25 protein-coding genes are annotated in these 24773 nt (G+C 53.2%); 2 read left to right on the top strand and 23 right to left on the bottom strand.

The genetic code is table 11. The features are described from left to right. Positions 1-6: 6 nt before the first annotated feature. The 11 genes from RJP21_RS10860 to metH all read right to left on the bottom strand — a co-directional run bounded on the left by RJP21_RS10860 (position 7) and on the right by metH (position 12766). Positions 7-1137 carry an SAF domain-containing protein gene (locus tag RJP21_RS10860; RefSeq protein WP_310859270.1) on the bottom strand — a complete coding sequence of 377 codons (1131 nt, stop codon included), beginning with the start codon at positions 1135-1137 and terminating at the stop codon, positions 7-9. 33 nt (positions 1138-1170) lie between these two features. Then, positions 1171-2649, bottom strand: a complete 1479-nt coding sequence (locus tag RJP21_RS10855) for a protein kinase domain-containing protein (RefSeq protein WP_310859465.1) — start codon at positions 2647-2649, stop codon at positions 1171-1173. Positions 2650-2855: 206 nt separating this feature from the next. Beyond that, on the bottom strand, positions 2856-3911 hold the full coding sequence (locus RJP21_RS10850) for an SAM-dependent methyltransferase (RefSeq protein ID WP_310859269.1): 1056 nt from the start codon (positions 3909-3911) through the stop codon (positions 2856-2858). 7 nt (positions 3912-3918) lie between these two features. After that, positions 3919-4692 carry an ABC transporter ATP-binding protein gene (locus RJP21_RS10845; RefSeq protein WP_310859268.1) on the bottom strand — a complete coding sequence of 258 codons (774 nt, stop codon included), beginning with the start codon at positions 4690-4692 and terminating at the stop codon, positions 3919-3921. Further along, positions 4689-5009: a thioredoxin family protein gene (locus tag RJP21_RS10840; RefSeq protein ID WP_310859267.1), complete on the bottom strand. Its 321-nt coding sequence runs from the start codon at positions 5007-5009 to the stop codon at positions 4689-4691. The genes RJP21_RS10845 and RJP21_RS10840 overlap by 4 nt, the downstream gene beginning before the upstream one ends. Then, on the bottom strand, positions 5006-5347 hold the full coding sequence (locus RJP21_RS10835) for a cyclic-phosphate processing receiver domain-containing protein (protein ID WP_310859266.1): 342 nt from the start codon (positions 5345-5347) through the stop codon (positions 5006-5008). Before RJP21_RS10835 ends, RJP21_RS10840 begins: the two co-directional genes overlap by 4 nt. Before the next feature lie 33 nt (positions 5348-5380). Beyond that, positions 5381-6241 (bottom strand): deoxyribonuclease IV, encoded by an 861-nt coding sequence (locus RJP21_RS10830; RefSeq protein WP_310859265.1) that lies wholly within the window; start codon positions 6239-6241, stop codon positions 5381-5383. Beyond that, positions 6231-7046: a DNA-formamidopyrimidine glycosylase gene (gene mutM / locus RJP21_RS10825; protein WP_310859264.1), complete on the bottom strand. Its 816-nt coding sequence runs from the start codon at positions 7044-7046 to the stop codon at positions 6231-6233. The genes RJP21_RS10830 and mutM overlap by 11 nt, the downstream gene beginning before the upstream one ends. A gap of 63 nt (positions 7047-7109) precedes the next feature. Next, entirely contained in the window at positions 7110-7913 is an 804-nt protein-coding gene (locus tag RJP21_RS10820; protein WP_310859263.1) for a TIGR01457 family HAD-type hydrolase, read from the bottom strand. 310 nt (positions 7914-8223) lie between these two features. Further along, positions 8224-9159: a ribonuclease Z gene (gene rnz, locus RJP21_RS10815; protein WP_310859262.1), complete on the bottom strand. Its 936-nt coding sequence runs from the start codon at positions 9157-9159 to the stop codon at positions 8224-8226. Positions 9160-9322: 163 nt separating this feature from the next. Beyond that, a complete protein-coding gene (gene metH / locus RJP21_RS10810) occupies positions 9323-12766 on the bottom strand; it encodes a methionine synthase (RefSeq protein WP_310859261.1) in 3444 nt (1147 codons plus the stop codon). 170 nt (positions 12767-12936) lie between these two features. Between metH and RJP21_RS10805 the strand changes: the two genes are divergently transcribed. Then, positions 12937-13479 carry a 1,2-dihydroxy-3-keto-5-methylthiopentene dioxygenase gene (locus tag RJP21_RS10805; RefSeq protein ID WP_310859260.1) on the top strand — a complete coding sequence of 181 codons (543 nt, stop codon included), beginning with the start codon at positions 12937-12939 and terminating at the stop codon, positions 13477-13479. A gap of 98 nt (positions 13480-13577) precedes the next feature. On the opposite strand, the gene RJP21_RS10800 is transcribed toward RJP21_RS10805, so the two are convergent. The 5 genes from RJP21_RS10800 to yneA all read right to left on the bottom strand — a co-directional run bounded on the left by RJP21_RS10800 (position 13578) and on the right by yneA (position 16308). After that, positions 13578-13991 (bottom strand): FixH family protein, encoded by a 414-nt coding sequence (locus RJP21_RS10800; protein WP_160044425.1) that lies wholly within the window; start codon positions 13989-13991, stop codon positions 13578-13580. Between the two features lie 231 nt (positions 13992-14222). Then, the gene (locus tag RJP21_RS10795) at positions 14223-15026 is read right to left on the bottom strand and encodes an HAD family hydrolase (protein ID WP_310859259.1); all 804 of its coding nucleotides are present in this window, start codon (positions 15024-15026) and stop codon (positions 14223-14225) included. A gap of 36 nt (positions 15027-15062) precedes the next feature. Then, entirely contained in the window at positions 15063-15605 is a 543-nt protein-coding gene (locus tag RJP21_RS10790; protein ID WP_160044423.1) for a hypothetical protein, read from the bottom strand. 33 nt (positions 15606-15638) lie between these two features. After that, complete coding sequence (locus tag RJP21_RS10785) at positions 15639-15833, bottom strand: DUF896 domain-containing protein (protein ID WP_160044422.1); 195 nt, start codon at positions 15831-15833, stop codon at positions 15639-15641. A gap of 100 nt (positions 15834-15933) precedes the next feature. Beyond that, on the bottom strand, positions 15934-16308 hold the full coding sequence (yneA, locus tag RJP21_RS10780) for a cell division suppressor protein YneA (protein ID WP_310859258.1): 375 nt from the start codon (positions 16306-16308) through the stop codon (positions 15934-15936). A gap of 194 nt (positions 16309-16502) precedes the next feature. Here yneA and lexA point away from each other — a divergent pair, with 194 nt between their 5' ends. Further along, complete coding sequence (gene lexA, locus RJP21_RS10775) at positions 16503-17129, top strand: transcriptional repressor LexA (RefSeq protein WP_160044420.1); 627 nt, start codon at positions 16503-16505, stop codon at positions 17127-17129. A 65-nt stretch (positions 17130-17194) separates the two neighbouring features. On the opposite strand, the gene RJP21_RS10770 is transcribed toward lexA, so the two are convergent. The 7 genes from RJP21_RS10770 to RJP21_RS10740 form a co-directional block, all read right to left on the bottom strand. Then, positions 17195-18235, bottom strand: a complete 1041-nt coding sequence (locus RJP21_RS10770; RefSeq protein WP_310859257.1) for a serine hydrolase domain-containing protein — start codon at positions 18233-18235, stop codon at positions 17195-17197. A 92-nt stretch (positions 18236-18327) separates the two neighbouring features. Then, positions 18328-18453 (bottom strand): hypothetical protein, encoded by a 126-nt coding sequence (locus RJP21_RS10765; RefSeq protein ID WP_310859256.1) that lies wholly within the window; start codon positions 18451-18453, stop codon positions 18328-18330. Then, positions 18453-19646, bottom strand: a complete 1194-nt coding sequence (locus RJP21_RS10760; RefSeq protein ID WP_310859255.1) for a response regulator — start codon at positions 19644-19646, stop codon at positions 18453-18455. Before RJP21_RS10760 ends, RJP21_RS10765 begins: the two co-directional genes overlap by 1 nt. After that, a complete protein-coding gene (locus tag RJP21_RS10755; RefSeq protein WP_310859254.1) occupies positions 19643-21439 on the bottom strand; it encodes a sensor histidine kinase in 1797 nt (598 codons plus the stop codon). The genes RJP21_RS10760 and RJP21_RS10755 overlap by 4 nt, the downstream gene beginning before the upstream one ends. A gap of 85 nt (positions 21440-21524) precedes the next feature. Next, positions 21525-22403: a carbohydrate ABC transporter permease gene (locus RJP21_RS10750; RefSeq protein WP_310859253.1), complete on the bottom strand. Its 879-nt coding sequence runs from the start codon at positions 22401-22403 to the stop codon at positions 21525-21527. Between the two features lie 15 nt (positions 22404-22418). Continuing rightward, the gene (locus RJP21_RS10745; RefSeq protein WP_160044416.1) at positions 22419-23309 is read right to left on the bottom strand and encodes a carbohydrate ABC transporter permease; all 891 of its coding nucleotides are present in this window, start codon (positions 23307-23309) and stop codon (positions 22419-22421) included. A gap of 94 nt (positions 23310-23403) precedes the next feature. Then, a complete protein-coding gene (locus tag RJP21_RS10740; protein WP_310859252.1) occupies positions 23404-24750 on the bottom strand; it encodes an extracellular solute-binding protein in 1347 nt (448 codons plus the stop codon). Positions 24751-24773: the final 23 nt, after the last annotated feature.

The following is a 24773-nucleotide window of genomic DNA, read 5'->3' as shown; positions in this document are numbered from 1 at the left end:
GCCGGCCTATGGTTGATCCGAAGTCGGTGTACCGCTTCCCTGCTTTTCTTTTATGCTTTTTTCCAAAAGCTTGTTATCCTGAACGTCCCCGAGGAAAAAGCTGTCCTGGCTCGAATCGGCCGCAGATAGATCGCCGGATGGCCCTTCCGCAGAATTCGAGCCTGCCCGGGCCGGCTCAACCATGTTCCCGTTGCTTGACGTGGCGTCCCGGAAAGCCGATCCGGATCGGTCCTGTCCGGCGGAACCGGTTGATCCCGGATATAATCCGGCGCTTAAACCGGAAGGTGCGAACTCCGACTCCGCAAAGCTCCCGGCCGCCTTATCCGGCGCGGCTTTTTCCAAATCCTTTTCCAATGCGGCACGTATGCTTTCGGACAGCTTACGCTCCGCTCTGTTCACGATATTCGGGTCGCTGGCGATCAGTTTCAGCACTTCCTTGTTGACCGGGTACGTCGGAACCGCTTTATCCTGCATCTCCGGCTCCACGTAGGTCACGGCGTACAGCTTGGCATCGTGCAGATATGCATCCACCATTGCGCTGGACAATGCCAACATCTCCTGCTCCGTCATTTGAATCCACATGGCCGGGTTAAGCAGCTTGTCGATTTTCTTTTTGGATAATATGATGTAATCCTGCCCCGTCGGAAATTGAATGCGCACATCGACCACATCATGCTGCCGCAAGTCGGAAGGCAATACGATCGCCTGCAGCTCCCTATTCCGCAAATCCGCTTGCAGCGGATGGGCGACATATACCATGGCATCGGTAAGCGCGGTGCCTTTTCTCAACTCGATCTTTGCGATTTTGACCTCTCCGTCGCCACCGCTTTCGAGCAGATTGGCGGGAGCAGCGCCCTGCGGCAGCTTGACACGCACAAGATCTTTCGGAGTGACGGTCTCGCCCGCGGCGACGTCCCGCGCCAGCGCCCAACCCGACACCATTTGCTTCTCTTCATTCAGCCGCGCCTGCTCCAGCTTGGCGATTTGCCGGCGATACTCCTCCCTGATTTCGTTTTCTTTGGCATGATGCCTCACGCCGCTAACCGCCGCATAACCCGCAAACACTACGCCGACGGCGGCGGCCCCCGCCAATCCGGCGTAGAGCATATGCCTCGTTCGCTGTCTCAGCTTTGACATTGCCTCGAACCATCTCCTCTCTTTCATCGCGGATCAAGTGAGCCCGAATCGGAATCTCCTTCTCCGCTGGCCGCCCGGCAGCCCCTGAAAAACGCGGCCCAGAACCTTGTCGGTCTCTTCGCTTTTGTCGAACGGATCCGTTTGAAGCGGCAGCGAAAAAACGTGCGGGGAATTTAACTGCCTGCGAAGCCGCTGCACGGCATCCCCCCCGGCAAGGGGCAAAAAGTACACCCATTTCTGCTGCGGGTACCGCGACAAGCCGTGGACCATATCCAAGATGTCCTGCTGGCGCCATTCCGCGCCGGAAGCGACGATGACCGGGACATCCGCGCGCAGAAACTCCTCGAGCCGTTCCCGCTCCCGATACGTTCCCAAATCGATCACGACATAATCGTAACTGCCGGACAATAATGAAATGACGTCGCTTCTTGCCGTCTGCCGCCAATAATCCACGCCCTGCACCTCGAACTTGCGGCTGCCGGGGCTGCCGGAACGGTCGCCGTCAACAATTTGCTGTATCCTCCGAAATGCCGGAGACCGGACGTTCATCTCGATGAGCGCCACCTTGCCGCGGCCTCTCGCTAGAAAATGGCTGATGGCAATCGCCGTATGCGTCGTCCCCGTGCCGCCGCTTGCTCCCATCACGGCAATCACCTGCGTGCTTTTTCTGCCTGCAATATCCTTGACCCGCCTTGCATCGGGTTTCATCTCGAGGCGGACGGCCGCGGCGATCTCTTCGCGGACTTCGGCAGCCGAGGCGTAGCGGTTCTCCGGCGACGTCTGCAGCAGCTTGCGCATGATCGGCATGAGCTTGCGCGGCAAATCGGGACGAATGCTCCGCTCGGCTTTCTCCGTCCAATCGGTGTGTGCCCCGCCGGTCGACAAGTACAGCAGCAGCGCGCCGAAACCGTACAAATCCGATCTCGCGTCGCTTTGGCCTGAGCCGTATTGTTCCGGAGCGGCAAAACCGACCGTACCGAGCTTGACCGTATCCTGTGCCTGCTCCCGCTTGTAATTCCGGGCGATGCCGAAATCGATCAGCCTAAGCTCCAAATGCTCCGTCAACATAATATTCGAAGGCTTCAAATCCCTGAAAATAATGACCGGCTCGTGCGTATGCAAATAATCAAGCACTTCCAGCAGCTGATCCGCGAGCTGAAGGATCGAATCCACCGGTATCCGGCCGCGATAACCGGCAAAGTATTTTTCCAGCGTAATGCCTTGAATGTAATCCATCACCAGATAGGTATAACCGTCCTCGTCCGGAGGAAAAAAATCGACGATCCGCGGCAGCCTGGCGTGGCTCAAGGAGATGAGAAGCTGGGCTTCATCCCGAATGCTCCCGTATTGCCCCGGGTCGGAAACGCTCTCCTTCACTGCCCAAAGCTTGCCGGGAAGCTTCAAATCTTCGGCCAGGTAGACATGGCTCATGCCGCCTTCCCCGATTTTGCGTACGATTTCGTATCTTCCTCCCATCGTACGCCCGGCATGAAGTTTGGAAGGATGATTCATATGCTGTTCCCTCACTTTCAACACAAAAAGGGAAAGCCCCCTGGAAAAGACGCTTACGATAACCGTAAGGCTTTACTCAGGGATGCTTTCCCTTTTAAGATCAGTGTTGTTAATTTGGTATCATTATAAAGCAATGGCAATATCTGTGTAAAGTGTTATTTTCTAAATTCTACTTCTCTCTTAAACAACCAAGCCGATTCAGGATGTTAATATTTAATCATGTATAATGTGATCTCATCCCGGTTGTGGAACAGCTGTTTCGCGCGCTGAACCTGCATCTGCGCTTCTTCGAAGGAAGCGATGACTTCACCGATAAGCGCCATGGGCTTTTTGTGCATGAGCTTGACCGTGACGATGGCCGTACCGCCCGTTCCCAGGCTTGGAAGAAGTTCCTTTACGAGCTTCACCATCTGTTTCGGGCTCCAGCTCATGTCGCAGACCAGCAGATCGAATTCGTTTTCCCGAAAACGAACCTCGGATGCGTTTTTCTTTAAAATCCGCAGGTTCGGATGATTTCGCAGCGACTCATGCATCAGGGCAGGGTCAACCGCCGTTACCTTGAGCCCACGCTCCAGAAGGAACGAGGTCCAGCCCCCGGGAGCGGCACCGACATCAAGCGCGCTGCCAAAGGATCGAAAATCGATCCCGAAGCTTTGTTCCGCCTCCAGCAATTTGAACTTGGCCCGCGAAATTTGCCCTTCCTCCCGCTGAAACCGGATCGCTCCCCCGCTCCAGTCGGACAGGTTCTCCGCCGGGCTCGAAACGCCGATATACAACATGTCTTCCGCTGCAAATACCGAGATGACCCATTCGGGGTCACGTACGACAAAATCGGCGTTTAACCCCGTTAAACGCTGCAGCAGCTTTTCGCGCAACTCGCCGGCGCTCTCGGCCGCAACGCTGCGTTCCGCTTTTCTTGCCTGCAGCGAAATGCTCGCTTCGTAAAGCTTGTCCTGCCGAAGCAAATATTGGGCGGTTTGCTCCAAAGCTTCATCGGCATCCGCCCTAAGTTCGAGCTGCACGGGCTGAATATGGCGCAGAAAAATCGGCGGATTCGAAACGATGTTCGCAACCGCCTGTTCCGCCTCCTCAAAAAGCGTCACGAGAAAAACCTCGCCCGATACGAGCACGCTGCTTTTCAGCTTGCCGAATCTTCGGCGCAGCTCTTCTTGGGCATAAGGCGCGAAACCGTGGTTGGCCGTGCATATAAACCGGGATGTGGTTGTATTTTGTTCGTCATTCGTCAATATTTTGTCATCCAAAACGGAATTAACCTCCAGAAACCACTTTAATCCAAGGCCGCCCGCCCTCCCATTCGATCCGGGCCGGAATATCGTAGGTTTGTTTTATCATTTCGTCGTTCAATGCTTCTTGTTTCGGACCCGCTCCGGCGATTTTTCCGTCACGGATCAAAGCCACATGCGTAAACAGCGGCATGATCTCTTCGACATGATGCGTAACATACACCACGGTGATGTCGCGTTCGCCGAGCCGTTCAACCTCCGCCAGCATCTTTTCGCGTTCATATAAATCAAGGCCAGCGCAAGGCTCGTCCATAATCAGCAGCTTCGGCTCGCTCATCAAGCTTCTCGCCAGCATAACCTTTTTGCGTTCGCCCTGCGACAATGTTCCGAGCGGATGGTAGGACAGCTTGCCCAAATTCATCTCTTCGAGCAGCTTCAGCGCCCTTTCCTTGACCTCTTCGGGTATTTCCTGATAAAAACGCAAAAAAGCGTAGGCGCCCGTTGCAACTACTTCCCACACCGGATCGCTCAAATTGAGCTTTTCAAGCAGATTCGGACTGATATACCCGATCTCCTTGCGAACTTCGCGCACGTCGCATTCTCCGTAAACGTTGCCCAGCACTTCGATTCGGCCGCTGCTCGGAAAAAGATATCCCGTCAGCATTTCGAGTATCGTCGTTTTCCCGGAGCCGTTGCGCCCGAGTATAACCCAGTTTTCCCCTTTTTGAATGTTCAGCGATACATGGTCCAAAATCTGGTTTTCTTCCCTCCGCAGAGACACATCCCGCATCGTAATCATGAAAGCACTCCCCTTATTTGAGCTAACAGGTCTCCGACCGATCCCATCGAATAAACGATTTCAGGCTTTCCGCTCCGCTCCTTGTCCGCAAGAAGCAGGGCGGGAACGCTGCGGATTTTGTATTGCTCCACCACCTTCGGCGTCATGTTGACGTCTGCTTCGCACAGCAAGCCGTCCGGCAGCATATGTTCGGCAACCTCCAGCATCCTCCGCGCCACTTTGCACGTTCCGCAAAAAGGAGTGTGCAGAAAAACGGCCAAGGGCTCGCCTTTGCGCCACAGCTCCTCCAAAAGCTGCCTCTCGTCAAGCGTCCTCATGACCGCTCCTCCTTGGCGATCCGCTCCAGCAACTCCTGGGGCATGGGGCCGTTATGCAGTTTGACGTGCTCCGGCACGGATTGGTACAGCAGCTCGTACATTTCCCTTTTCCCCCGCATGCTGGACGTATGCAAAAAGATTTCCCGCGGGAACAGCTGGCCTGCGATCATGCCGCGCACCACATCCTTGCCGGTTGGCTCGCCGATGCCAAGGTCGTAATCCAGCGATAAAATGCCGACCTCGCACTCCTCCAGCATGATCAGGCATTCCTGGGCGTTTCTTGCCAAAACGAAGCCGTCCGGGCAGCGCCGGTAATCATCCAGATAAACATGCAGCACGTCCGTCCCCCCTTTCTCCCGATTTCCAACGTTTTACTTTTTCTCTCCCAAAAGGCGGTGCAGCAATTCGAATTCGTCCCCGTGCGTACCGTCCGGACCCGGATCCGTCTCCAAAACGACCGGTTTGCCTTCAAACTCCGGAAACGAAATGAGACTGGCCAAACGTTCCGCTCCGATGCAGCCCTCGCCGATCCTGGCATGGCGGTCTTTGCCCGAGCCGGACGGATATTTGGAGCCGTTCAGGTGAACGGCCGCCAAGTTTTTCCAATACCCAAGCTCCCGCCCCCGTTCCATAAAGCGGTCGGTTTGGTCCGGTTTCCACGTTCCCGATGCGTAAGCATGACAGGTATCCAGACAAAATGCGATTTTCTCCGGCTCATCGGCCAAATTTCTGACATAGACCAGTTCTTCGAGCGTAATCCCCATCGATCCCGGCAGCCCCGCCTGGTTTTCGAGCAAAATTTTAGCCTTGCCCTGCCAGCCGCCAAGCGTTTCATTTAAACATTGTATTATATTTTTATAGCCCTGTAACGGGTCGTTGCTTTTCAAATGTCCGAAATGCACGACGATGCCTACGGAGCCGCAGGCTTCGGCGATGATCAAGTCGTTTTTGAGCGAGGCGACCGTGGCGTCGTAAAGATCCCGGCCGCGGGTTTCTCCAATCGCGATATTAACCGGGTAAGGCGTATGGGCGATGCTCGGCAAATCCATTTCCCGGCAAAAACGAAAGCAATCCGCCGCAGCCGATCCATCAAGCTCTTTGATCGAAAGGCTGCGCGGATTTTTCGGAAAATATTGAAACGATTTTGCCCCCATGTCCCATGCCCGCCGGGCGGCTCTCCCAAACCCGCCGCGGGTGCTGACATGGCAGCCGATTCGTCTTTTAACGCTCATGCTGGCAGGACGGACAGAAAAAAGCTTTTCGGCCCGTCAATTCGATTCGGGTCACGACCCCGCCGCAGCGAACGCAGCTTTCCCCTTCGCGGTCGTACACCTTGCACATTTCGTCATAACCTCCGGTCAACGTATCGCCGGCCATAAAAGGCGACTCCATATATCCGCCGTGTTCCAGCGCATCCGGCAGCACTTTGACGGCCGCATCATACAATCGGCCCAGCGTTTCCTCGGACAGGTCCTGTATTTTCGCCGACGGCAGCAGACCTGCCTCAAACGCGATTTCGTCCGCATAGCAATTGCCGATCCCAGCAATGACGTGCTGATTGACGAGCAGGGTTTTTAAGGAACCGCGACGGCCCTTCACCAGCGTTATAAAACGCTCCTTGTTCATTCGGCGGTCCAGCAGCTCCGGCCCGAGCGGCTTCAACGTTTCTTCGGTTTCCTTCGCAGACAGCAGATGAAGATACCCGAGGCGAAGTCCGATAAAATAGAGCGTACTTGACCCGAAAGCGATCTCTACCTGCGTATTCCGGCTTGGCCGCTCTTCTTCGGTTCCGTAAAACAGCATGCCGCCGAGCATCAAATGCAGCAGCAAACGCCGGCCGTTGTTCAAATGGAACACAAGGAATTTGCCCCTTCTTTCCACGAAAACAACGCGCTGGCCCATCAATTCCTGAATAAAATGTTCGGCCGGGACATTCAGCGATTTCTCCCGATTGATCACCACCCGGGTGATCGGTTGGTTAATGATATGTTCCGTCAGCAGTCTTCGGTAATTTTCCATCTCCGGCAGTTCCGGCATTCGTTCATCTTCCTTTCGTTTACAGCATGGATGACTTATAGGATATCAAAATCTTTGTCAGGCCTATGATTTCGAACGGATCATTTCCGTTAACTCGTGCAGGTTTTTGCATATGACATCCGGTTTAACGCCGGCCCCTTCGATTTGCGCCTCCAGGTTCTCTTCGGTCGTTAATCCCGTTAAAACCAAAATCGTCCGGCATCCCGCTGCCGCTCCGGCAGCGATATCCGTGCGCATGTTGTCGCCCACCATCGTCGCTTCCCCCGGGGAAATGCCCAGCCTGTCCGTCGCATATTTGATGAGATGTCCCGACGGTTTGCCGATAACGACCGGCTCCGCGCCCGATGCGGCCCGTATGGACGCGGCAAGCGAACCCGCGCCGGGAACGAGCCCATGGTCCGAAGGGAGCAGAAGATCCGGATTGGTCAACACGTATGCGGCGCCCGCGCGGATCCATTGCACGGCTTGGGCCAAACTTTCATATGTAAAAGAACGGTCGATTCCTTGCACCACATATTGCGGGTTTTCATCAACGATATGTAATCCGGCATCGAGCAGCGCCTCTCTCAATCCTTCTTCTCCTAGCATAGCCACCGATGCTCCGGGTGATTCCCCGGCGATGTATTCGGCGGCGGCAAGCGACGATGTGCATACGTCTCCGGGTTCGGCGGGAATCCCCATCCCGATTAGATGCGACGCTACGCCTTCCGCTGTTCTGGAAGAGTTGTTCGTCACAAACAGATAAGGAACCCCTTGCTGCTTTAACGTCCGGATCAGCTCGTCCGCACCGGGGATCCGGTGTTTGCCGTGGTACAACGTTCCGTCAAGATCGATCAAAAGAGCTTTTGTCTTTTCATTTTGGGCCATAACAGCTTCCTCTTTTCTTCGAAAACCTTGGCAATCATAGAGGGATTTCCCTCATGACGCCAGTTCTATTTTAAAAAAATTGAAGGAATGCCGCAACTTCTCTGTACTTCTTGCCCCCACGCCGCGACTCATTAAACATTTTTTCTGCGAGGTTCGCCAAAGAACGGCCGCTGACACAGCCGCCCGATGGCAGGTGCTGGTGCCTTATGTCATTTCCTGCGCTTTCCCGGAAAATAATTTGATCTCCCCGGCAATCCAAAAAGAAAAGAACTCCTTGCGGAGTCTTTCTGTAAATGGGGATTTCGTCTTTTTATCCTTCATCATGCCTTCTCACGGGGAACAGCATCAGCTCTTCGGCAAGAAGCGTCTTGGGAAACACGGACTGGGCTTCCTCCAGCAGCGGTTTTAAATGCTCCATATCCTTATACCGCGAACTGAAATGAGTCAGGATGAGTTCCTTCGCTCCGGCGGCGGCCGCCGCTTCGGCAGCCTGGACGGACGTGCTGTGATGGTAGTTGTACGCCGATTCCTTGAGATCATCCATAAACGTCGCTTCATGCACAAGCAAATCCGCGTCGCGGGCGAGCTTCAACACATTGCCGCATGGACGGGTATCCCCCAAAACCGTGATGGTCCGCCCCTTCTTCGGAGCTCCAAGCACGTCGCTCGGATGGAGGGTCATTCCGTTTTCGAGGTCGATGCTTTCGCCTCTTTTAAGCCGTCCGTACGCGGGTCCAGGTTTCAGACCGTACTCGGCCAGCCGTTTCAAGTCGAGGCTTCCCGGCTTGTCCTTCTCCGTGATCCGGTAGCCGTAGCTGTCGATCCGGTGATCCAGCAGCAGCGACTCGACGGCGATGTCCTCGTCTTCGTATACGATTCCCCCGGCGTGTTCGACCACCTCAAGCTCATATTCGATTCTGGATTGGCTAAGCGCGAGGCTTACATCGATATACTGTTTGATTCCCGGTGGCCCGTACACGGTCAATTTCGTCGTGCCGCCTTGGTATGCCCGGCTGGACAGCAGTCCGGGGAGCCCGAAGATATGGTCGCCATGCAAATGCGTAATAAAAATTTTCTCCAATTTGCTGAGCTTTAACGAAGATCGCAGAATCTGATGCTGCGTCGCTTCCCCGCAATCGAACAGCCAAAACGTTCGCCGCTCTTCGAACATGCGCAGAGCCATCGACGTGACGTTCCGCTGCAGCGAGGGCACTCCGGCATTGGTCCCCAAAAATTCAAGTTCCATAACAAGCAACCTTCTTTCCCTATATGTCAGCACAAGAAACGGCCGCTCCCGTCTTCATCAAGCGGCCGTTTCCTCGAAACAAGCCTGGCAGCTTTCATTTCGGCAAAAAAACCTCCCGAACAGGAGGATTTTTTGCCCGCTTCATCCGTTTAGGATCCGTAGATCATTTTGCCTTGTCGACATTAAAATAACGCGCTTCCGGATGGGCAAACACCATGGCCGAAACCGATGCTTCCGGTTCCATCATGAAGCCTTCCGTCAGATGAACGCCGATGTCTTCGGGCTGCATCAGCTTGAACAGAGGACCCTGATCTTCGAGGTCCGGACAAGCCGGGTAACCGAACGAAACGCGGATCCCTTGGTAACGGGCGCCGTGTCGCTGTTTCATCGTCATATCCGCCGGATCCGGGAATCCCCAAGTATCGCGCATGATATGGTGCACGCGCTCGGCGAGCGCTTCAGCCGTTTCAAGCGCCACCGACTGCAAGGCATGGGAGCGTAGATAATCCCCTCTGTCCTTCCATTCGGAAGACAGTTTCGAAATGCCTTGGCCGGCCGTGACCACCAAAAATCCGACATAGTCCATCTGTCCGCTGTCGTGCGACTTCAGGAAATCCGCAAGACATAGGAACGGCGGCACGTTTTGACGCGGGAAGGTGAACGTATGAAGCACTTTGCTCACGTCTTCGGGGTCGTAAATGACGACATCGTTCCCCCGGGATTGGGCCGGGAAGAAACGGTACATCGCATGCGCCTGAATGATGCCTTCGGAAACCGCCTGCTCAAGCAAGCCGTCGACCGTCGCTTTCAATTCCAAAGCCTTTTCGTTGCCTTCGGCCAAAAGCTGCTCTACCTGCCCGCGCAGCCCCAGATGATGCCCTAGAAGCATCTGCATATTCATGTATGGAACGATGTGGGATATCGGATAATTCCGGATGATATGACGCTCCAAGTCCGGCGGCATAAACACCGGTACGTCGGTCGATACGTTGGACTTGGCCGCGCGCGTAATTTCAGGCAGCTCTTGGCGTTTTTCGCCTTCCGCCTTGAGCGCTTCTAATTCGGCGTCCATTTCCGCCTTCATCGCTTCGCGCTGAACCGGGTCCATCAGCTTGTTCGCCAAATCGAGCCCGTCCATCGCGTCTTTGGCGTATACGACAAGCCCGTTGTATTCCGGACGGATCCGGGTCTTCGTGAACTTGCGCGTCAACGCGGCGCCGCCAACCAAAATCGGCACATCCACGCCCGCGTTTTTCAAATCCTGAGCGGTAACGACCATTTGCTGCGCCGATTTGACCAACAGTCCGGACAAGCCGATCATATCGGCTTTTTCCCTGCGGTAAGCTTCGATAATTGTTTCCGGTGCTACTTTTATGCCCAGATTGACAATCTCGTAACCGTTGTTGGACAAAATGATTTCCACGAGGTTTTTCCCGATGTCGTGTACGTCGCCTTTGACGGTCGCAAGCAGCATTTTGCCTTTGACCGAGGTTTCGTTTTTCTCCATAAACTGTTCCAGGTACGATACGGACGCTTTCATCACTTCCGCGCTCTGCAGCACCTCGGCGACGATCAGCTCATTGTTGTTGAACAACCTGCCGACTTCTGCCATGCCCGTCATCAGCGGTCCGTTGATGATTTCCAGCGCGCCGTATTTTTGAAGAGCGGCATCGAGGTCCGGAATCAGGCCTTCTTTGGAGCCTTCCACCACATAGGACGCAAGTCGTTCTTCCAGCGTCAGGTTGGACAGCTTTTCTTTCTTCTCGACCTTTTTATTCCGGAATGCGGCGACAAACGCAGCGAGCGTTTCGTCGTTCGTGTCATAAATCAGCGCTTCCGCGAGCTTGCGCTCTTCTTCCGGAATCGAGGCGTAACGCTCCAGTTTTTCCGTGTTGACGATCGCGTAATCCAAGCCGGCTTTCGTGCATTCGTAGAGGAATACCGAATTGAGCACCTCGCGCCCCGCCTCCGGCAACCCGAAGGACACGTTGCTGATCCCGAGAATCGTATGGCATTCCGGCATCGCTTGTTTGATCAACCGGATGCCCTCGATCGTTTCCCTGGCGGAGCCGATATACTGCTCGTCCCCTGTCCCGACAGGGAAAACGAGCGTGTCGAAGATGATGTCCTCCGGCGCCAGCTTATACTTGTTTACGAGAAGATCATAAGATCTTTGGGCCACTTTAAGCTTGTCGTCGCGATGTATGGCCTGTCCGGTTTCGTCAATGGTCCCGACAACGACGGCCGCACCGTATTTGTGGATGAGCGGCGTCACCTTTTCGAATTTTTCTTCACCATCTTCAAGATTAATGGAGTTAATGATCGATTTGCCCTGCGAATATTTTAAGGCCAGATCAATGACCGCCGCATCGGTCGTATCGATCATGAGCGGCACTTTGACCTTTTTGACGACCAACTCCAGGAAGTTTTTCATGTCCTCCGTTTCATCCCGGTCCGGGTCCTGGACGCACACGTCGATGACATGGGCCCCGTTTTTCACTTGGGCGCGGGCGATTTCGGAAGCTTCCTCGAATTTGCCTTCGACGATGAGCCGCTTGAATTTGCGCGAGCCGAGGACGTTCGTTCTTTCCCCTACCATATAAGGACGGTTATCCTGCTCGATATAAACCGGTTCGATGCCGGAGATCGCCGGTGCGTGGAAACCTTCCAGCGGACGCGGTTCGTATTTCGCCATCGCCTCGGACATCGCCCGGATGTGATCCGGCGTCGTTCCGCAGCAGCCGCCCGCAATGTTTAACCATCCGTGCTTCGCGAAATCTTCCATCTTGTGTGCCAGCGAATCCGGCGATTCGTGGTAATTTCCGTTTTCATCCGGCAGTCCGGCGTTCGGATAGCAGCTTATGGCCGTCTTGGCCATGGCGGACAAAGAACGGATATGGTCCCGCATAAATTCGGGGCCTGTCGCACAGTTGAGACCGACCGAAATCGGGTTCAAATGCTCCAGCGAAATATAAAAAGCTTCGATATTTTGCCCGGCAAGCGTCGTGCCCATCGGTTCGATCGTGCCGGAGATCATGACCGGCAGCGTCGTGCCGCTGCTTTCAAACGCCTGGCGGATGCCGATGCTCCCGGCTTTGACGTTCAGCGTGTCCTGGCTCGTTTCAAGCAGCAGCGCGTCGACGCGACCTTCGATTAAAGCCATCGCCTGCTCCTTGTAGCTGGCAACCAGTTCATCAAACGTTACGCCGCCGGTTACCGACAACGTTTTGGTCGTCGGCCCCATCGCTCCGATCACGTATCTCGGCTTGTCCGGCGTGCTGAACTTGTCTGCCGCCAGGCGGGCGATTTCCGCCGCTTTCAGGTTGATTTCCGCGGCTTTTTCAGGTATATCGTATTCCGCCAGCACAACCGACGTTGCGCCGAAGGTATTCGTTTCGATCAGATCCGCTCCTGCTTCCAGATATTTTTCATGGATCTCTTCGATGACATCCGGACGCGTCAGCACGAGCATCTCGTTGCAGCCTTCGAGTTCTTCTCCTCCAAAATCCTGGGGACCGAGCTGGACCTGCTGGATCATGGTACCCATGGCACCATCGAGTATCAATATTCGGTCTTTCATGATTTCCTGCAAGCTAGGTCTGTTCATTCATTTTCCCCCTCGCGAAACGTTAAATTCTAGTTTAGCAGAATCCCTATCTTTAGAAAAGTGCCAAAAACGGCGGTCCGGCTGCAATCAACGCGAAAGAAACGCATCGACAAAAAATGGCGGCCTCGTTATAATATGAATTAATCCAAGTGGAAAAGAGGGGAAAGTACATGGCTGAAATTGTAATCCGCAATACGAACGAAAGAATCACCGGTGACGATAATGTTCGTGAATTTTTAAACAAACAAAATGTGTTGTTTGAAAAATGGGACGCCTCCAAGCTTCCGGCCGAGCTTCAAAATAACTTCCAATTAAATGATGAGCAAAAAAACGAAATTCTGAAGGTGTACGACGAGGAAATCCGCGATTTGGCGGCGCGCCGCGGCTATCAAATCTGGGACGTGATCACGTTGTCCGACGCGACGCCGAACTTGGAAGATCTGCTGAACAAGTTTGAAGAGGTTCATACCCACACGGAAGATGAAATCCGCGCGATCGTCGGCGGCAAAGGCATTTTTGTCATCAAAGGCAGCGGCGATATCGGGTATTTCAACGTGGAGCTGGAAGCCGGCGACGTCATTTCGGTTCCCGAAAACACCAACCATTTTTTCACGCTGATGGACAACCGCCAAATCATTGCCGTACGTCTCTTTATAGAAAAGAACGGCTGGGTGGCTTACCCCGTCGAAGACCCAAGCTTCCAAAAAGCCTAACGCACGACAATAAACGAACATGCATTTTTCAGTCATTTTCAAAGCCAAAAACCCCGCTCCTTGATCAAGGGCGGGGTTTTGCTTCGCTTAGAATGCATTTATTCGCTGACCGTCAACGTTTTGGTCGGCATCGTATGCTGCGGTCCGTAGGTGACATGAGAGGTGATTTTATAGTCTCCGGCGCTGTCGAACGTTTTTTCGAGCACGTATTTCCCGTCTCCCGCATTTTTCGCCGGCACCTTTTCATGCACGCTGCTGTCTCCTTCTTTTACGATTTCGATCTCCACTTTGTCCGCTTTATCCACGTTTTTATCCTTTTGCGTGACATGGGCTTCGATCGAAACCTTTTCTCCCACTTTCGCCTGCTCCGGCGTTAAGCTTAAATCGACTTTCAAAGGCTCCATCATGCCTTCGTCCATATTCATGCCGTCGTGTCCGCCGCTGCTGCCGCAACCGGCTAAAGCCAATACGACAAGCAAAGCGACTCCGGCTAAGCCCAATTTGTTTTTCATTTCCTGCCACTCCCTTACGTATTCTGCATGTATGTATGCGTTTCACGTCGCCTCAAAATATTATACATGTTTTTGTTGCTTCCAAAACGGCGGCACGTTCACAATTTATTGACAAATCATGATGAAAGCATACGGCCATTTTCCTAGGCACAAAAGAAAAAGTCTGCGCATGCAGCGAATAGACGCGTATGGCAGACTTTGACTCACATGGTGAAACTCTTTACATTCAGCTTATCTTTGTTCCTTCAGCGACTCCAAAATGCCGTGAAGTTCCGATAGATGTTTGATTTCATAGTGGGGCTGGATGTTGGAATGATAAGGTTTTCCGTTGCGGTTGATCCAGACGGTCGTCAACCCGGCGGCCAAACCGCCTTTAATGTCGGTGGAAAGCTTGTCGCCTACCATGACGGCTTCTTCCGGCGCTATGTTCATACGCGAGAGCGCATGTTCAAAAATGCCCGGATCCGGCTTGCCTTTTCCGAAATTACCCGAGATGACCACTTCATTAAAGAAAGGGGCAAGTTCCGGCACGCCGTCCAGCTTTTCCTGCTGCAGGCCGGGACAACCGTTTGTCAGCAGCAAAAGCTTGTAGTTCCCCTTCAGCTCCTTCAGCACCTGAAACGTTTCCTCATAAACGTGAGGACGGGCCCGTCTTTCCACCCCGAATTGCTTCGCCAACTCATCAGCCAGCTGTTCGTCTTCGACGCCAAGCTCGGCTAACCCGCGGCGCCAGGATTCCTTCCGGTACTCAGGAACGATTTCGGCCATGCGGCGGAATTCGGGCTGCTGCCCTACCGTAAAGTCGCCCCATAAAGCTTCGAACGGATTAATGCCGATCATCGCCGTAAATGCATACGTATCGTACGTTTCGTACAACGCCCGCGCTTCCTTGCGGACGGCCGCTTCAAGTTCGTCGGCATCGATTCCCGTTTTGGCTGCCGCCTTTTCGCAGGTTGCCCGGAAAGCTTCCTTCACGCTTCGTTCGTCCCACAACAACGTATCGTCCAAATCAAAAAAAACAGCGGATACACCCATCTTCCCCATCCCTCTCCCAACAAGTTATCTATTTTATTATTTTTCAAACGGAATCTTGTGTGCTTCGGCAAAACGTTCGAGACGCGCAGCCATGGCATCGGTATCGTAACGGTTGATCAAGCGGGTGAACACCCAGTTTCCCCCTTTTGAAACCTTGCCGTTTTTTCCTTTCGTGCCTTGAAGTTCGATCACGATCGAGCCGGATCCGGCTTTGATTTTTGCGATTTGATCCGCGGTCAAGCGGCGGTCGCGATTGAACTTGACCGTCGAAAGCGTGTTTTTATCCACTTTAAGAAACGGACGGCGCAGAAAAATCATCACCGCCAGCAGGACATACAGCCCTACAACGATCCAATTCAGCGAAGTGTTCATCGAGGCCTGCTGGCTCGCCATGCCGAGCAAAAGGTAAACTACGGCAAGCGCCACCAACGTGATCGGAAGGACGAAGTTGCGCCCTCTGAATATGTCGGCCGTGGCGGATCCGTTCGAGGAATAAAGCGAAGGCTTGCCTTGCTTTTTGCGCTGTTTATTTAGTTGTGTCGAGTTTTTCTGAACCATTCTTTCCCATGATCGGGACATCGTTTTACCCCCTTAACCATTCAGTTCCTTATTTTATTTGCGCTTTCCGCCTTCACGATCTTCAACCCATTCGATCGAATCCAATTGGGCCCTGAAATTGCGGCGGACGTTTTGGAGATATCTTTCGCGCAGTTTGGCGCGTTCCTCGGTTTCTTCCTTCGTCAGACCCGTTTCCTTATCCTTCCGGGCAAGTTCGTTAATGCGCTGAACTAAGCTGTCGATATCCATGTATAACTCCTCCATTAATCAATTCATACCTAACTTTGCCATGAGAAAAAGAGCTTGTCAAGGCGTTAACCTTACCAAGCTCTTCGGCGTAAAACGACTATTAATATATAGGAAGAGAAAGAACATCGCCGGCTTGTATGCTGCTGGTCTTTAGATGGTTCATCTCCTTAATCATCCGAATATAAGCACGGGTATCCATGTTTTTCGGTTTGTGGTTCAACGCGATCTCCCATAGCGTATCTCCCTGGGCAACGACAACCTGCTCCACTTGCGTATCATCTTGTGGAGAACCTGCAAATACGCGTACCATGCCTGTACATCCTGCGGATATGATGACGACAGCGAGCAGCAGCTTCAGCATCAAACGGCGCGTGAGCATGACCCGCAGCACAGGCAACCGGTCCATCAAGCCGCCGCGTCCCGTTTCCGTCATTTCATGATTATATATGCTTTGGTATGTACTATATTTTAACATGTTAACTGTTCCTCCAAACGTTTGTTCTTGTATGAGAACAATATAACACGAACACATGTTTTGTTCAATAGTTTTTTCGAACAATTGTTCTTACGAAAGGAAAATTCATGTTCTCATTTTTAGAACTTGTGTTTGTACGAACGGAAGTTCTATGGTATACTTTTACCAAACGTTACTAATGGGGTTGATGGGGAATGTCGAAGATATCTAGCCGGCAGCAAGCGATACTGGAATTTATAAGGAACGAAGTCCGGGCCAAGGGGTATCCGCCTTCCGTTCGCGAAATCGGCGAAGCCGTGGGTCTGGCTTCCAGCTCGACGGTTCATGGCCATTTGGACAGGCTTGAGAAGAAGGGGTTGATCCGCAGGGACCCTACGAAACCTCGGGCCATTGAGATTTTGGGTCAGGAAGAGTCCGAAAGCAGCAACCTTTTCACGCAAACGATCGCGCGTGTTCCCGTAGTAGGTAAGGTTACGGCCGGCGTACCGATTACCGCTACGGAGAATATCGAGGATTATTTCCCTCTGCCTCAGCATTATGTAGGGGATGAGAAAGTATTCATGCTTTCCGTCGTCGGAGACAGCATGATCGAGGCGGGCATTCACAACGGGGACTATGTCATCGTCCGCCAGCAGCAGACCGCGGATAACGGCGATATTGTCGTTGCCATGACCGATGAGGACGAAGCTACCGTAAAAACGTTCTATAAAGAAAAGGATCATATCCGTCTCCAACCGGAGAATCCTTCTTATGAGCCTTTGCGCTTGAACCACGTCACGATCCTCGGCAAAGTTGTCGGTTTGTTCCGTGACATTCATTAATCCGTTTTTTGAATTCATCAACGGACAAGCCCTTGTTCTTTTTCAGGAGAACAAGGGCTTGTTTTTTATGCGCCGGAATTCTCCTGCTGCCACATGTTTGCGATATATCCGAGCAAGCTGTTCGTTTGATGCACTCCCGGATCCGCGTTCATCATCAGCACCGCTCCCCTGCCTTTCCCGGGATAAGCGGTCATCATGCATTGAAAACCTTCTCCCCATCCCAGAGAGCTAAGCTCCAATTCTACGTTCGGGTCATCCATAAATACGCCAAGTCCAGCCCATTTAAAGCCGCCCTGAGGTTTGATCATTTCTCGAGCCGTCTCCGCGGATATGCCCAGTTTCCCTTTCCCCTGCAGCGAAAACATAAGCTCGGCCATCAACAATGCCAGATCCGTCGGCGTCGACCACAAGCCGGCAGCCGCAGCAAACGGGTAGATGGGGTAACCTTCCAGCCGGATTCCGCGTTTGTTATGCCCTGCCGCCGATCCGTCACGAATTTCCGATTCGTTCGTTACGAAACGGCTGTTCGCCATCTGCAGTGGCTCGAATATTTTGGTGCGCATGAGTTTATCCCAAGCTTCCCCTGTCGCCTCTTCGATCAGCAGCTGAAGGATGCAAAACCCCGTATCCGAGTATATGAACCGGCTTCCTGGCTTTGCTGCCAACGCAGCGGGCTGCTGCCGATAGGGCGTCAAACCTTTCAACAATTCCGCCATGGATGGAGTCCCTAGCGTTTTGCCGTACGTACCGAAACTTCCGTCAGGGTCGGCAAATCCGCCTTGATGGCCGAGCAGCCTGCGGAGCGTAACATCGCCGGAATCAAACTCGGGATGATCGGGTATCCGCCATGACAGAAGCTGTTGGTTCACCGCTTGGTCCAAATGTAGGACGCGTTCCTCTACCAAAAGAAGGGCTAACATGCCCGCCGCAAATTTGCTGATGGAACAGGCATTAAACATCGTACTCTCGCCGACAGGTTCTCCGCTCCCGGCAGTCCGTTCTCCCCTACATTCGCGAGAAACGATTCGGCCTTCTTCAATAAAAGCGATGCTTAATCCAGGGCTCCGATCCTTCCGCATGCGCTCCCCGACGTTCCATCTATCCATGATGACGATTCCCCCTTGTGTGACCCAAACGCTTTGCATCATAATAATTCAATTATAGAACATTTGTTCCCATTTGGCAATAAGCAGTCTTCTTAAACTGACAAATCCGCACTGAAGCGGATTTCCCAACCGCCATAAGCACACAGCGAAAAGCCCTGCCGCTTGAACGGCAAGGCATCGTCTATAAGATCAAACTTCAGCATATAACGGTCAATCATTACGGGCAAATCCGATTCAATCCGGCTTCCCTCCCAAATTGCTGGCGATATTCCGTCGGAGTCATGTTCATTCGCTTGCGGAAAACCTGGGTGAAATGCTTTACGTCCTGGTAGCCGATTTTTTCGGCGATGTCCGCCAGCTTAAGCTGCGTGTGCGCCAACAGCTCCGCCGCCTTTTCCATGCGCAGCGCGGTGACGTATTCCTTGAACCCGCTCCCCGTTTTTTGCTTAAAAACCTGACTCAAATACGCCGGATTCAAAAAGACGATGGAAGCGACCTTTTCCAGCGTGACGTCCGTATTGTAATGGGCCCGTATGTATTGAACGGCTACTTCGACGGCCCGGTTGCCTCCCGGTGCGTAATATTCAAATTCAAGCGCGCCGGAGTTCCGTCCCATGCGCCGGATCATTGCCGGAATACCGTTGAAATCGTTCATTTCTTCGGACAGCTGAATTTGGAACGGAACCTTCACGTATTTCTTCAGATGCTGCCGCAGCTCATCGTTCAATCGCTTCGCCCCGTCCTGCGATTCCGCGGTGACGAGTCCCAGCAGGCTTTTCCCGTCCAGACTTGCAACAAAACCTTCCCCGTATCGTTCGATAAGCTCGGTCATCACGTTTTCGACGATAAAATGCTCGAGATGAACGGCTTCGTCGCTTTCCATTTTCACAAGGACCAGATGGAACCGGGAATGCCTTTCCACAAACGGGGCGATATCCATATTCCCGATATCCAGCCCCGCCGCCCAACGCTGAAAAACCGCCTCCCGCAAAAACTTCAGGCTGCTGTGAAGCATTTTCGCCTCCTGCTCCTGTTCGGCGTCCCGCTCCACCTCCTCCCCGAGCTGCGCGATCATGGAAATAAGCGTATCCTTTCCGATCGGTTTCAGCATATAATCTTTAGCCCCGAGTCTTACCGCTTCTTTGGCATAAGCGAATTCGGAATAGGCGGAGATAATGACCCATTTCACGTGCGGATAACTGCTTCTCGACAGCTGCATCAGCTCCAGCCCGGTCATGCCCGGCATCAATATGTCCGTCAACACGACGTCGATTTGACCGCCCCGGAGTATTCGCGCCGCTTCGTCCGGTCCTTCCGCCAATTGCACGCCGTGCTCCGGAAACGCCCTGCGGATCGTGCGTTTGATGCCTTCCCGGATTACGCTTTCGTCGTCCACGACCAATATGTTCATCCTTCACCCTCCCCTTCTGCCGGAATCGGAATGGCGACGACCACCGTCGTGCCGTTCATCAACTCGCTCTCGACGCGCAGCCCGTAAGTTTCGCCGAACATCATGACAAGGCGGTCATGAACGTTTCGAAGCCCGATGCCGCGCCTTGGCCCCACATCTTTGGCACTCGCATCCCGCTGATGTTTCGCTGCCATCGTCTCCCTCACCCTTTTCAGCGTTTCGCCGTTCATGCCCATCCCGTTGTCTTCGATTTTGATCAGCAGCTTTTTTTCCCGGACCTCCGTACTCACTTTCAGCAGGCCGACGCCTTCCTTCGGCTCCAGGCCATATTTGACCGCATTTTCGATGATGGGCTGGATCGTCATTTTGGGAAGAGGGGCGTTCATCCACTTTTCATCCGCGGCAATCTCCGTTTGCAGCCTTCCGCCAAGCCTCGTTTCGATGATGGTCAAATAATGGCGGATTTGCTCCAGCTCGCGCCCAAGCGTCGTTCGGGCCGCTTCCTCCCAGTTGCTGCTGTACCGGAACATTTGCGAGAGCGCCAGGACGACCCTGCTTAGCCGTTCATTTTCCTGCTCGTCCAGCATCCAATAGATCATGTCCAGCGTGTTGTAGAGAAAATGAGGATTGACCTGCGCCTGCAGCGCTTGCAGCTGCGCGTTTTTTTCGCTGACCGTCGACGCTTTGATCGTTTCGATCAGCTCGTCCATGCGGTGCACCATCCGGTTAAACGAGGAGACCAGGCTGTTGATTTCCTCGAAGGAATCGACGTTCACGGATCCGCTGAAGTTCCCCATCTCCACCTTTTTCATCTCCCGGATCAAAAGCTTCAGCGGGGACGCAATGTTCCGCGACACGATCGAAGCCAGCACCGTGGACAAAATAATGAGCACAAGCACGACGACGATGAGAAATTTCGTTGTCCGGTAAACCTCGGCCTGGATGTCTTTTTTGGGTGTCAAACCGTAGATCGTCCATCCGGCCAGCGACGTGTTCGCCGCGACGATCAATTCTTTCGAGGTGCCGTCCGCCACGATTTTTTCGTCCTCCAAAGGTTTCGGCAGCTTTTCCAGCTCCGGGCGTTTCGTTCCCTTTTGCTCGGAGGAAGCGATGATCTTGCCGTCATCGTCCACAATGTAAACCTGTGTCCCGGGACTGATGCTTACGTTCGATAGCGCTTCCATGATTGGCGACGGGTTCGTTTCGATCATCAACATCCCGATCTCTTTGTGGTTATCCAGATCGTACAGCTTGCGCCCGAACACAAACACCCGCTTCTGGGGCTGCATCGTGTTGATCGGCGAACCCGGGTAAAGTCCGAGCCAGACCATGTTGCCGGAAGATTCCCCCAGCTTTTTGTACCATTCGGTCTGCGCGTAGTTGTTGTCGATGACGCCAGCGAACTGCCTTTCGTAGCTGTACACCTTGCCGTCCTTCGATAAAATGTGGATGCCCAGCACGTCGTCCCGCGAATAATAGGCTGCTCCGATAATATTTGTAATGGTGCGTTCATTGATGATCGAAACCGCCGGATTGGACGACTTCTCCTGGAGCAGGCGGGTAAGCTCGTAATTGCTGTTCAGCGACTTGGACAAGCTGTTGTAGCCTTGCAGCATCAGGTTGAAAAGACCCGCGGTCTGGGAAATGTTTTTTTCGGCGATGTCGCTCACCTTCGTGTGGATGATCGATAACGTCCGATTGTAATAGAGGAAGCTCATCAAAATCAAAATACCCGTCATGCATCCCATAAAAAGCAGGAACAAGCGGCTGCGTATGGATCGGAAGCGTCTCACGAGACGTAACGTCCCCCTTTCAAGCATTCGACATTTCGTGACCATTTTAGCATACGCTCCGCTTGTTCCGTACGTTTTTTACAAGTTAACCTTTGACCGCGCCTGCCACCATCCCCTGCGTGATTTTGTCGGCAAGGAGGAAGTAAATGATGATGACCGGAAGCGCGCCAAGCACGAGAAAAGCTCCGATCGCGCCGTAGTTGACGGAATATTGGCTGACGAAGCTGTTGACGCCAAACGGCAGCGTTTTTAGCTTTTCCGATGAAATGAACGTGGCCGCCAAAATGTATTCGTTCCAGATGTTAATGAAAGTCAAAATGCACACCGTCATCACGGGCGGCACGGACACCGGCAAAATGATGCTGCGGAAAATGCGGATGATGCTGGCGCCGTCGATGACGGCCGATTCTTCGATCTCGTGCGGAATGGTTTTCATGAACCCGCTTAAAATAAACACCGCGATCGGCATCGAAAAAGCGACGTAAGGCAATATAAGCGACAAATGCGTGTTCAGCACGTGAATGTTCTTGAAAATGATCATCAGCGGCAGCAGCGTCGCCTGCATCGGAATCATCATCCCGATCAGGAACAGCAGCATCACGGCCTGCCCGCCGCGCCACCGGAACCGGCTGATGGCATACGCGCACAGCGAGCTTAGCAAAATGACCGTAATCATCGTCACCGACGTGACGAACAAGCTGTTCAGCAAATACCGAAAATAATTCCCTTCAAGCGCCGCGCTGTAATTGCTCCACTGCGGCGCATGCGGCAGGGCAAAGAAGCTCCCCGACAAAATCTCCTCGTTTGTTTTCAGCGAATACAGCACAAGCCAAAGCAGCGGGTATACCTGCGTCACCACGAGAATGGACAAAAACAGGATGACGATCGTCTTCTGAATGGAAAACCGTCCGCGGCGGGCGGCGGCCGCCGGCTTGTTCAACGTTACGACAGAGCTGGAATCCATGGCGTTTTTCCCCCTTTACGAAAACCGTTTCTCCAGTTTGTTGAATATGAGGTTGATCAGGAACGTGGCAGCAAGGCACAAGACGACCAAAAACGCCGCGATCGAGCTGCCGTAGCCGTATTTCATGGACAAAAAGGACATGTTGTACATATGGGTCGAGATGACGTCGGTCGCATGCGCGGGTCCGCCCCCCGTCATGACCATTACCATGTCGAACGCCTGCAGCGAGCCGATAAACGCCAGCACGATCGATATTTTGAAAATCGGGATGATGTTCGGGAACGTGATGTAACGGTCGGCGGCAAAACCTTCGGCGCCATCGATGCGCGCAGCCTCGTAAATCTCTTCGGGAACGTTAAGAATCCCCGTATATTGAATCAGCGTATGGTAACCGAGGTATTGCCACAGCGCCACGAAATACAGCGAAAACATTGCGACGGAAGGATCGGTAAGCCATTCATGGGCCCATGATCCGAGACCGACCGCCTGAAGCACCTGATTCAGCATGCCGCCCATCGACGCGGGGTTGTAGATGGTTTTCCACAACTGGCCAACGACGACGACCGACAAAATGACAGGCAAAAAATAACTGGAGACAAGAAAATTCGGCCTGCGGATGTATCGTTTCAGCAAAATCGCCACAAGCAGCGCAACCGGAATTTCCGCCATCGAAAAAACGGCGAACATCAACGTTCTTCGTACGGACGGCCAAAAGACCGGATCATGAAAAAACAGGTTTTTGAAATTTTCGAAGCCGATGAACCTGGACTCCCCGATGCCGTTCCAATCCAGCAGTCCACTGTACATCGAAACGAGAATCGGAACAAACACGATTCCTACGTAAATGATCAAGCAAGGCAGCACAAACGCGGCGATCGTGATGCGGGAAACCTTGAGCACGTTCATGGCGAACCCCTCCTCTATTGGTGCTGGTCTTTATGGAGCAGAAGGGAACGGCATGCCGCCTAAAGCACGCGTTCCCTTCACTTGAGCGTCAATCTTATTTGTTGTTCGCTTCAAAGGCTGCCTGATGTTCCTTCGCAACTTCGGCCGAGTCCTTTTTCTGAACGAACAGGTTTTGGATGCTGGTGAGATGCGCCTGGGCCGTACCCGGATTCATCGTGTTGTCGAACGCCAGGTCCCCGCCTTTCACCCCTTTAAACAGGTTGAGCACTTCCATCGCCATATCGGAGTATCCGGCGGCTTTGAAGTCGCCGTCCACTTTTTGCCCGATCCCTACTGCGCCTTTGGCTTCAAACGCCTCTTTCGGGAAATTCACCATGAACCAGTTCAGGAACGCCTTCGTTTCATCCAAATGTTTACTGTCCGCGGAGATCGCAAACGCACTTCCCGGCGCCAACATAAACTCGTCCGGATTGCCCTTGCCGTTGATCGTCGGGAACTTGAAGACGCCGACTTTTCCGTTCACGGATGAGGTTTCGATGCCTCCCGTCGCCCAAGTGCCCATAAAATACATGGCCGCTTTGCCGGTTTTGAACAGGTTTTCGCCGGCGTTGTAATCGAAGGACGTCACGCCCTCCTGGAAGGCGCCGGCTTGGATCAGGTTTTGGAACGCGTCCACCGCTTCCTTAAACGCCTGGTCTTCAAACGTTTTCTTTTTGTCCAATACGTCTTTCAGAAAACCCGGGCCGTTGTTGGTGCGAAGCAGCATGTTCATAAAAAGGAACGATCCCGTCCACGTATCTTTTTCGCCGATGGCCATCGGCTGGATGCCTTTTTGTTTTAACGTTTTGACGACATCCAGCATGTCCTCGAACGTCGTCGGCACGTTGACGCCGCCTTTTTCGAAAAGCTCTTTGTTGTAATACACCACGCCGATGTTGTTGCCGTCCGGCACCGCGTAAGTATGGCCGTCAAAGCTGTACCAGTCGAGAAGCCCGTCCTGGAACGTGCCCCGCAGCCCGTTTTGATCCAGCATGTCGTCAAGCGGAGCCAGCAGCTTCGCTTCCACGAATGGCTGCATTTGCGCGGCCGGGTTCACGACGGTAATGTCCGGAACCTCCTTCGATGCCGCCTGCGTTTTCAGCTTCAGCTTTTGCTGGTCGGTATTGAGGGAATCAAGCTCGATCTTGATGTTTGGATGCTCCGTTTCGTATTGCTTGACGAGTTTGTTCATCAGCTTGTTTTTCGGATCGGTCGGATCCGGATAAATATTTTGGAACGTAATCGTCACGTTTTTTTCCTTGACCGTTTCCGTCTTTTCCCCGCCGAACCCCGCCTTCGAAGAAGCGCTGCCGTCATCGGTTTTGCTTCCGCCGCATGCCGTCAAACTGAGGGCCAACGTGCCTGCCATCACCAGGCTGAACCATTTGGACATTTTCGCCATCGTTTATTCCCCTTTTTGTTTGG

The organism is Paenibacillus sp. VCA1 (assembly GCF_031583795.1).
In the GTDB taxonomy this organism is placed as follows: domain Bacteria; phylum Bacillota; class Bacilli; order Paenibacillales; family Paenibacillaceae; genus Paenibacillus_AQ; species Paenibacillus_AQ albilobatus.
The sequence above is the reverse complement of the archived record's forward strand: the minus strand, read 5'-3'. Positions and strand labels throughout refer to the sequence as shown.

What these genes read in the sequence shown, in the direction of transcription:
- RJP21_RS10860 (WP_310859270.1), bottom strand. Translation starts at nt 1,137, where the DNA reads ATGTCAAAGCTGAGACAGCGAACGAGGCATATGCTCTACGCCGGATTG.
- RJP21_RS10855 (WP_310859465.1), bottom strand. Translation starts at nt 2,649, where the DNA reads ATGAATCATCCTTCCAAACTTCATGCCGGGCGTACGATGGGAGGAAGA.
- RJP21_RS10845 (WP_310859268.1), bottom strand. Translation starts at nt 4,692, where the DNA reads ATGATTACGATGCGGGATGTGTCTCTGCGGAGGGAAGAAAACCAGATT.
- RJP21_RS10840 (WP_310859267.1), bottom strand. Translation starts at nt 5,009, where the DNA reads ATGAGGACGCTTGACGAGAGGCAGCTTTTGGAGGAGCTGTGGCGCAAA.
- RJP21_RS10830 (WP_310859265.1), bottom strand. Translation starts at nt 6,241, where the DNA reads ATGAGCGTTAAAAGACGAATCGGCTGCCATGTCAGCACCCGCGGCGGG.
- mutM (WP_310859264.1), bottom strand. Translation starts at nt 7,046, where the DNA reads ATGCCGGAACTGCCGGAGATGGAAAATTACCGAAGACTGCTGACGGAA.
- RJP21_RS10820 (WP_310859263.1), bottom strand. Translation starts at nt 7,913, where the DNA reads ATGGCCCAAAATGAAAAGACAAAAGCTCTTTTGATCGATCTTGACGGA.
- rnz (WP_310859262.1), bottom strand. Translation starts at nt 9,159, where the DNA reads ATGGAACTTGAATTTTTGGGGACCAATGCCGGAGTGCCCTCGCTGCAG.
- metH (WP_310859261.1), bottom strand. Translation starts at nt 12,766, where the DNA reads ATGAACAGACCTAGCTTGCAGGAAATCATGAAAGACCGAATATTGATA.
- RJP21_RS10805 (WP_310859260.1), top strand. Translation starts at nt 12,937, where the DNA reads ATGGCTGAAATTGTAATCCGCAATACGAACGAAAGAATCACCGGTGAC.
- RJP21_RS10800 (WP_160044425.1), bottom strand. Translation starts at nt 13,991, where the DNA reads ATGAAAAACAAATTGGGCTTAGCCGGAGTCGCTTTGCTTGTCGTATTG.
- RJP21_RS10795 (WP_310859259.1), bottom strand. Translation starts at nt 15,026, where the DNA reads ATGGGTGTATCCGCTGTTTTTTTTGATTTGGACGATACGTTGTTGTGG.
- RJP21_RS10790 (WP_160044423.1), bottom strand. Translation starts at nt 15,605, where the DNA reads ATGTCCCGATCATGGGAAAGAATGGTTCAGAAAAACTCGACACAACTA.
- RJP21_RS10785 (WP_160044422.1), bottom strand. Translation starts at nt 15,833, where the DNA reads ATGGATATCGACAGCTTAGTTCAGCGCATTAACGAACTTGCCCGGAAG.
- yneA (WP_310859258.1), bottom strand. Translation starts at nt 16,308, where the DNA reads ATGTTAAAATATAGTACATACCAAAGCATATATAATCATGAAATGACG.
- lexA (WP_160044420.1), top strand. Translation starts at nt 16,503, where the DNA reads ATGTCGAAGATATCTAGCCGGCAGCAAGCGATACTGGAATTTATAAGG.
- RJP21_RS10770 (WP_310859257.1), bottom strand. Translation starts at nt 18,235, where the DNA reads ATGGATAGATGGAACGTCGGGGAGCGCATGCGGAAGGATCGGAGCCCT.
- RJP21_RS10765 (WP_310859256.1), bottom strand. Translation starts at nt 18,453, where the DNA reads ATGATTGACCGTTATATGCTGAAGTTTGATCTTATAGACGATGCCTTG.
- RJP21_RS10760 (WP_310859255.1), bottom strand. Translation starts at nt 19,646, where the DNA reads ATGAACATATTGGTCGTGGACGACGAAAGCGTAATCCGGGAAGGCATC.
- RJP21_RS10750 (WP_310859253.1), bottom strand. Translation starts at nt 22,403, where the DNA reads ATGGATTCCAGCTCTGTCGTAACGTTGAACAAGCCGGCGGCCGCCGCC.
- RJP21_RS10745 (WP_160044416.1), bottom strand. Translation starts at nt 23,309, where the DNA reads ATGAACGTGCTCAAGGTTTCCCGCATCACGATCGCCGCGTTTGTGCTG.
- RJP21_RS10740 (WP_310859252.1), bottom strand. Translation starts at nt 24,750, where the DNA reads ATGGCGAAAATGTCCAAATGGTTCAGCCTGGTGATGGCAGGCACGTTG.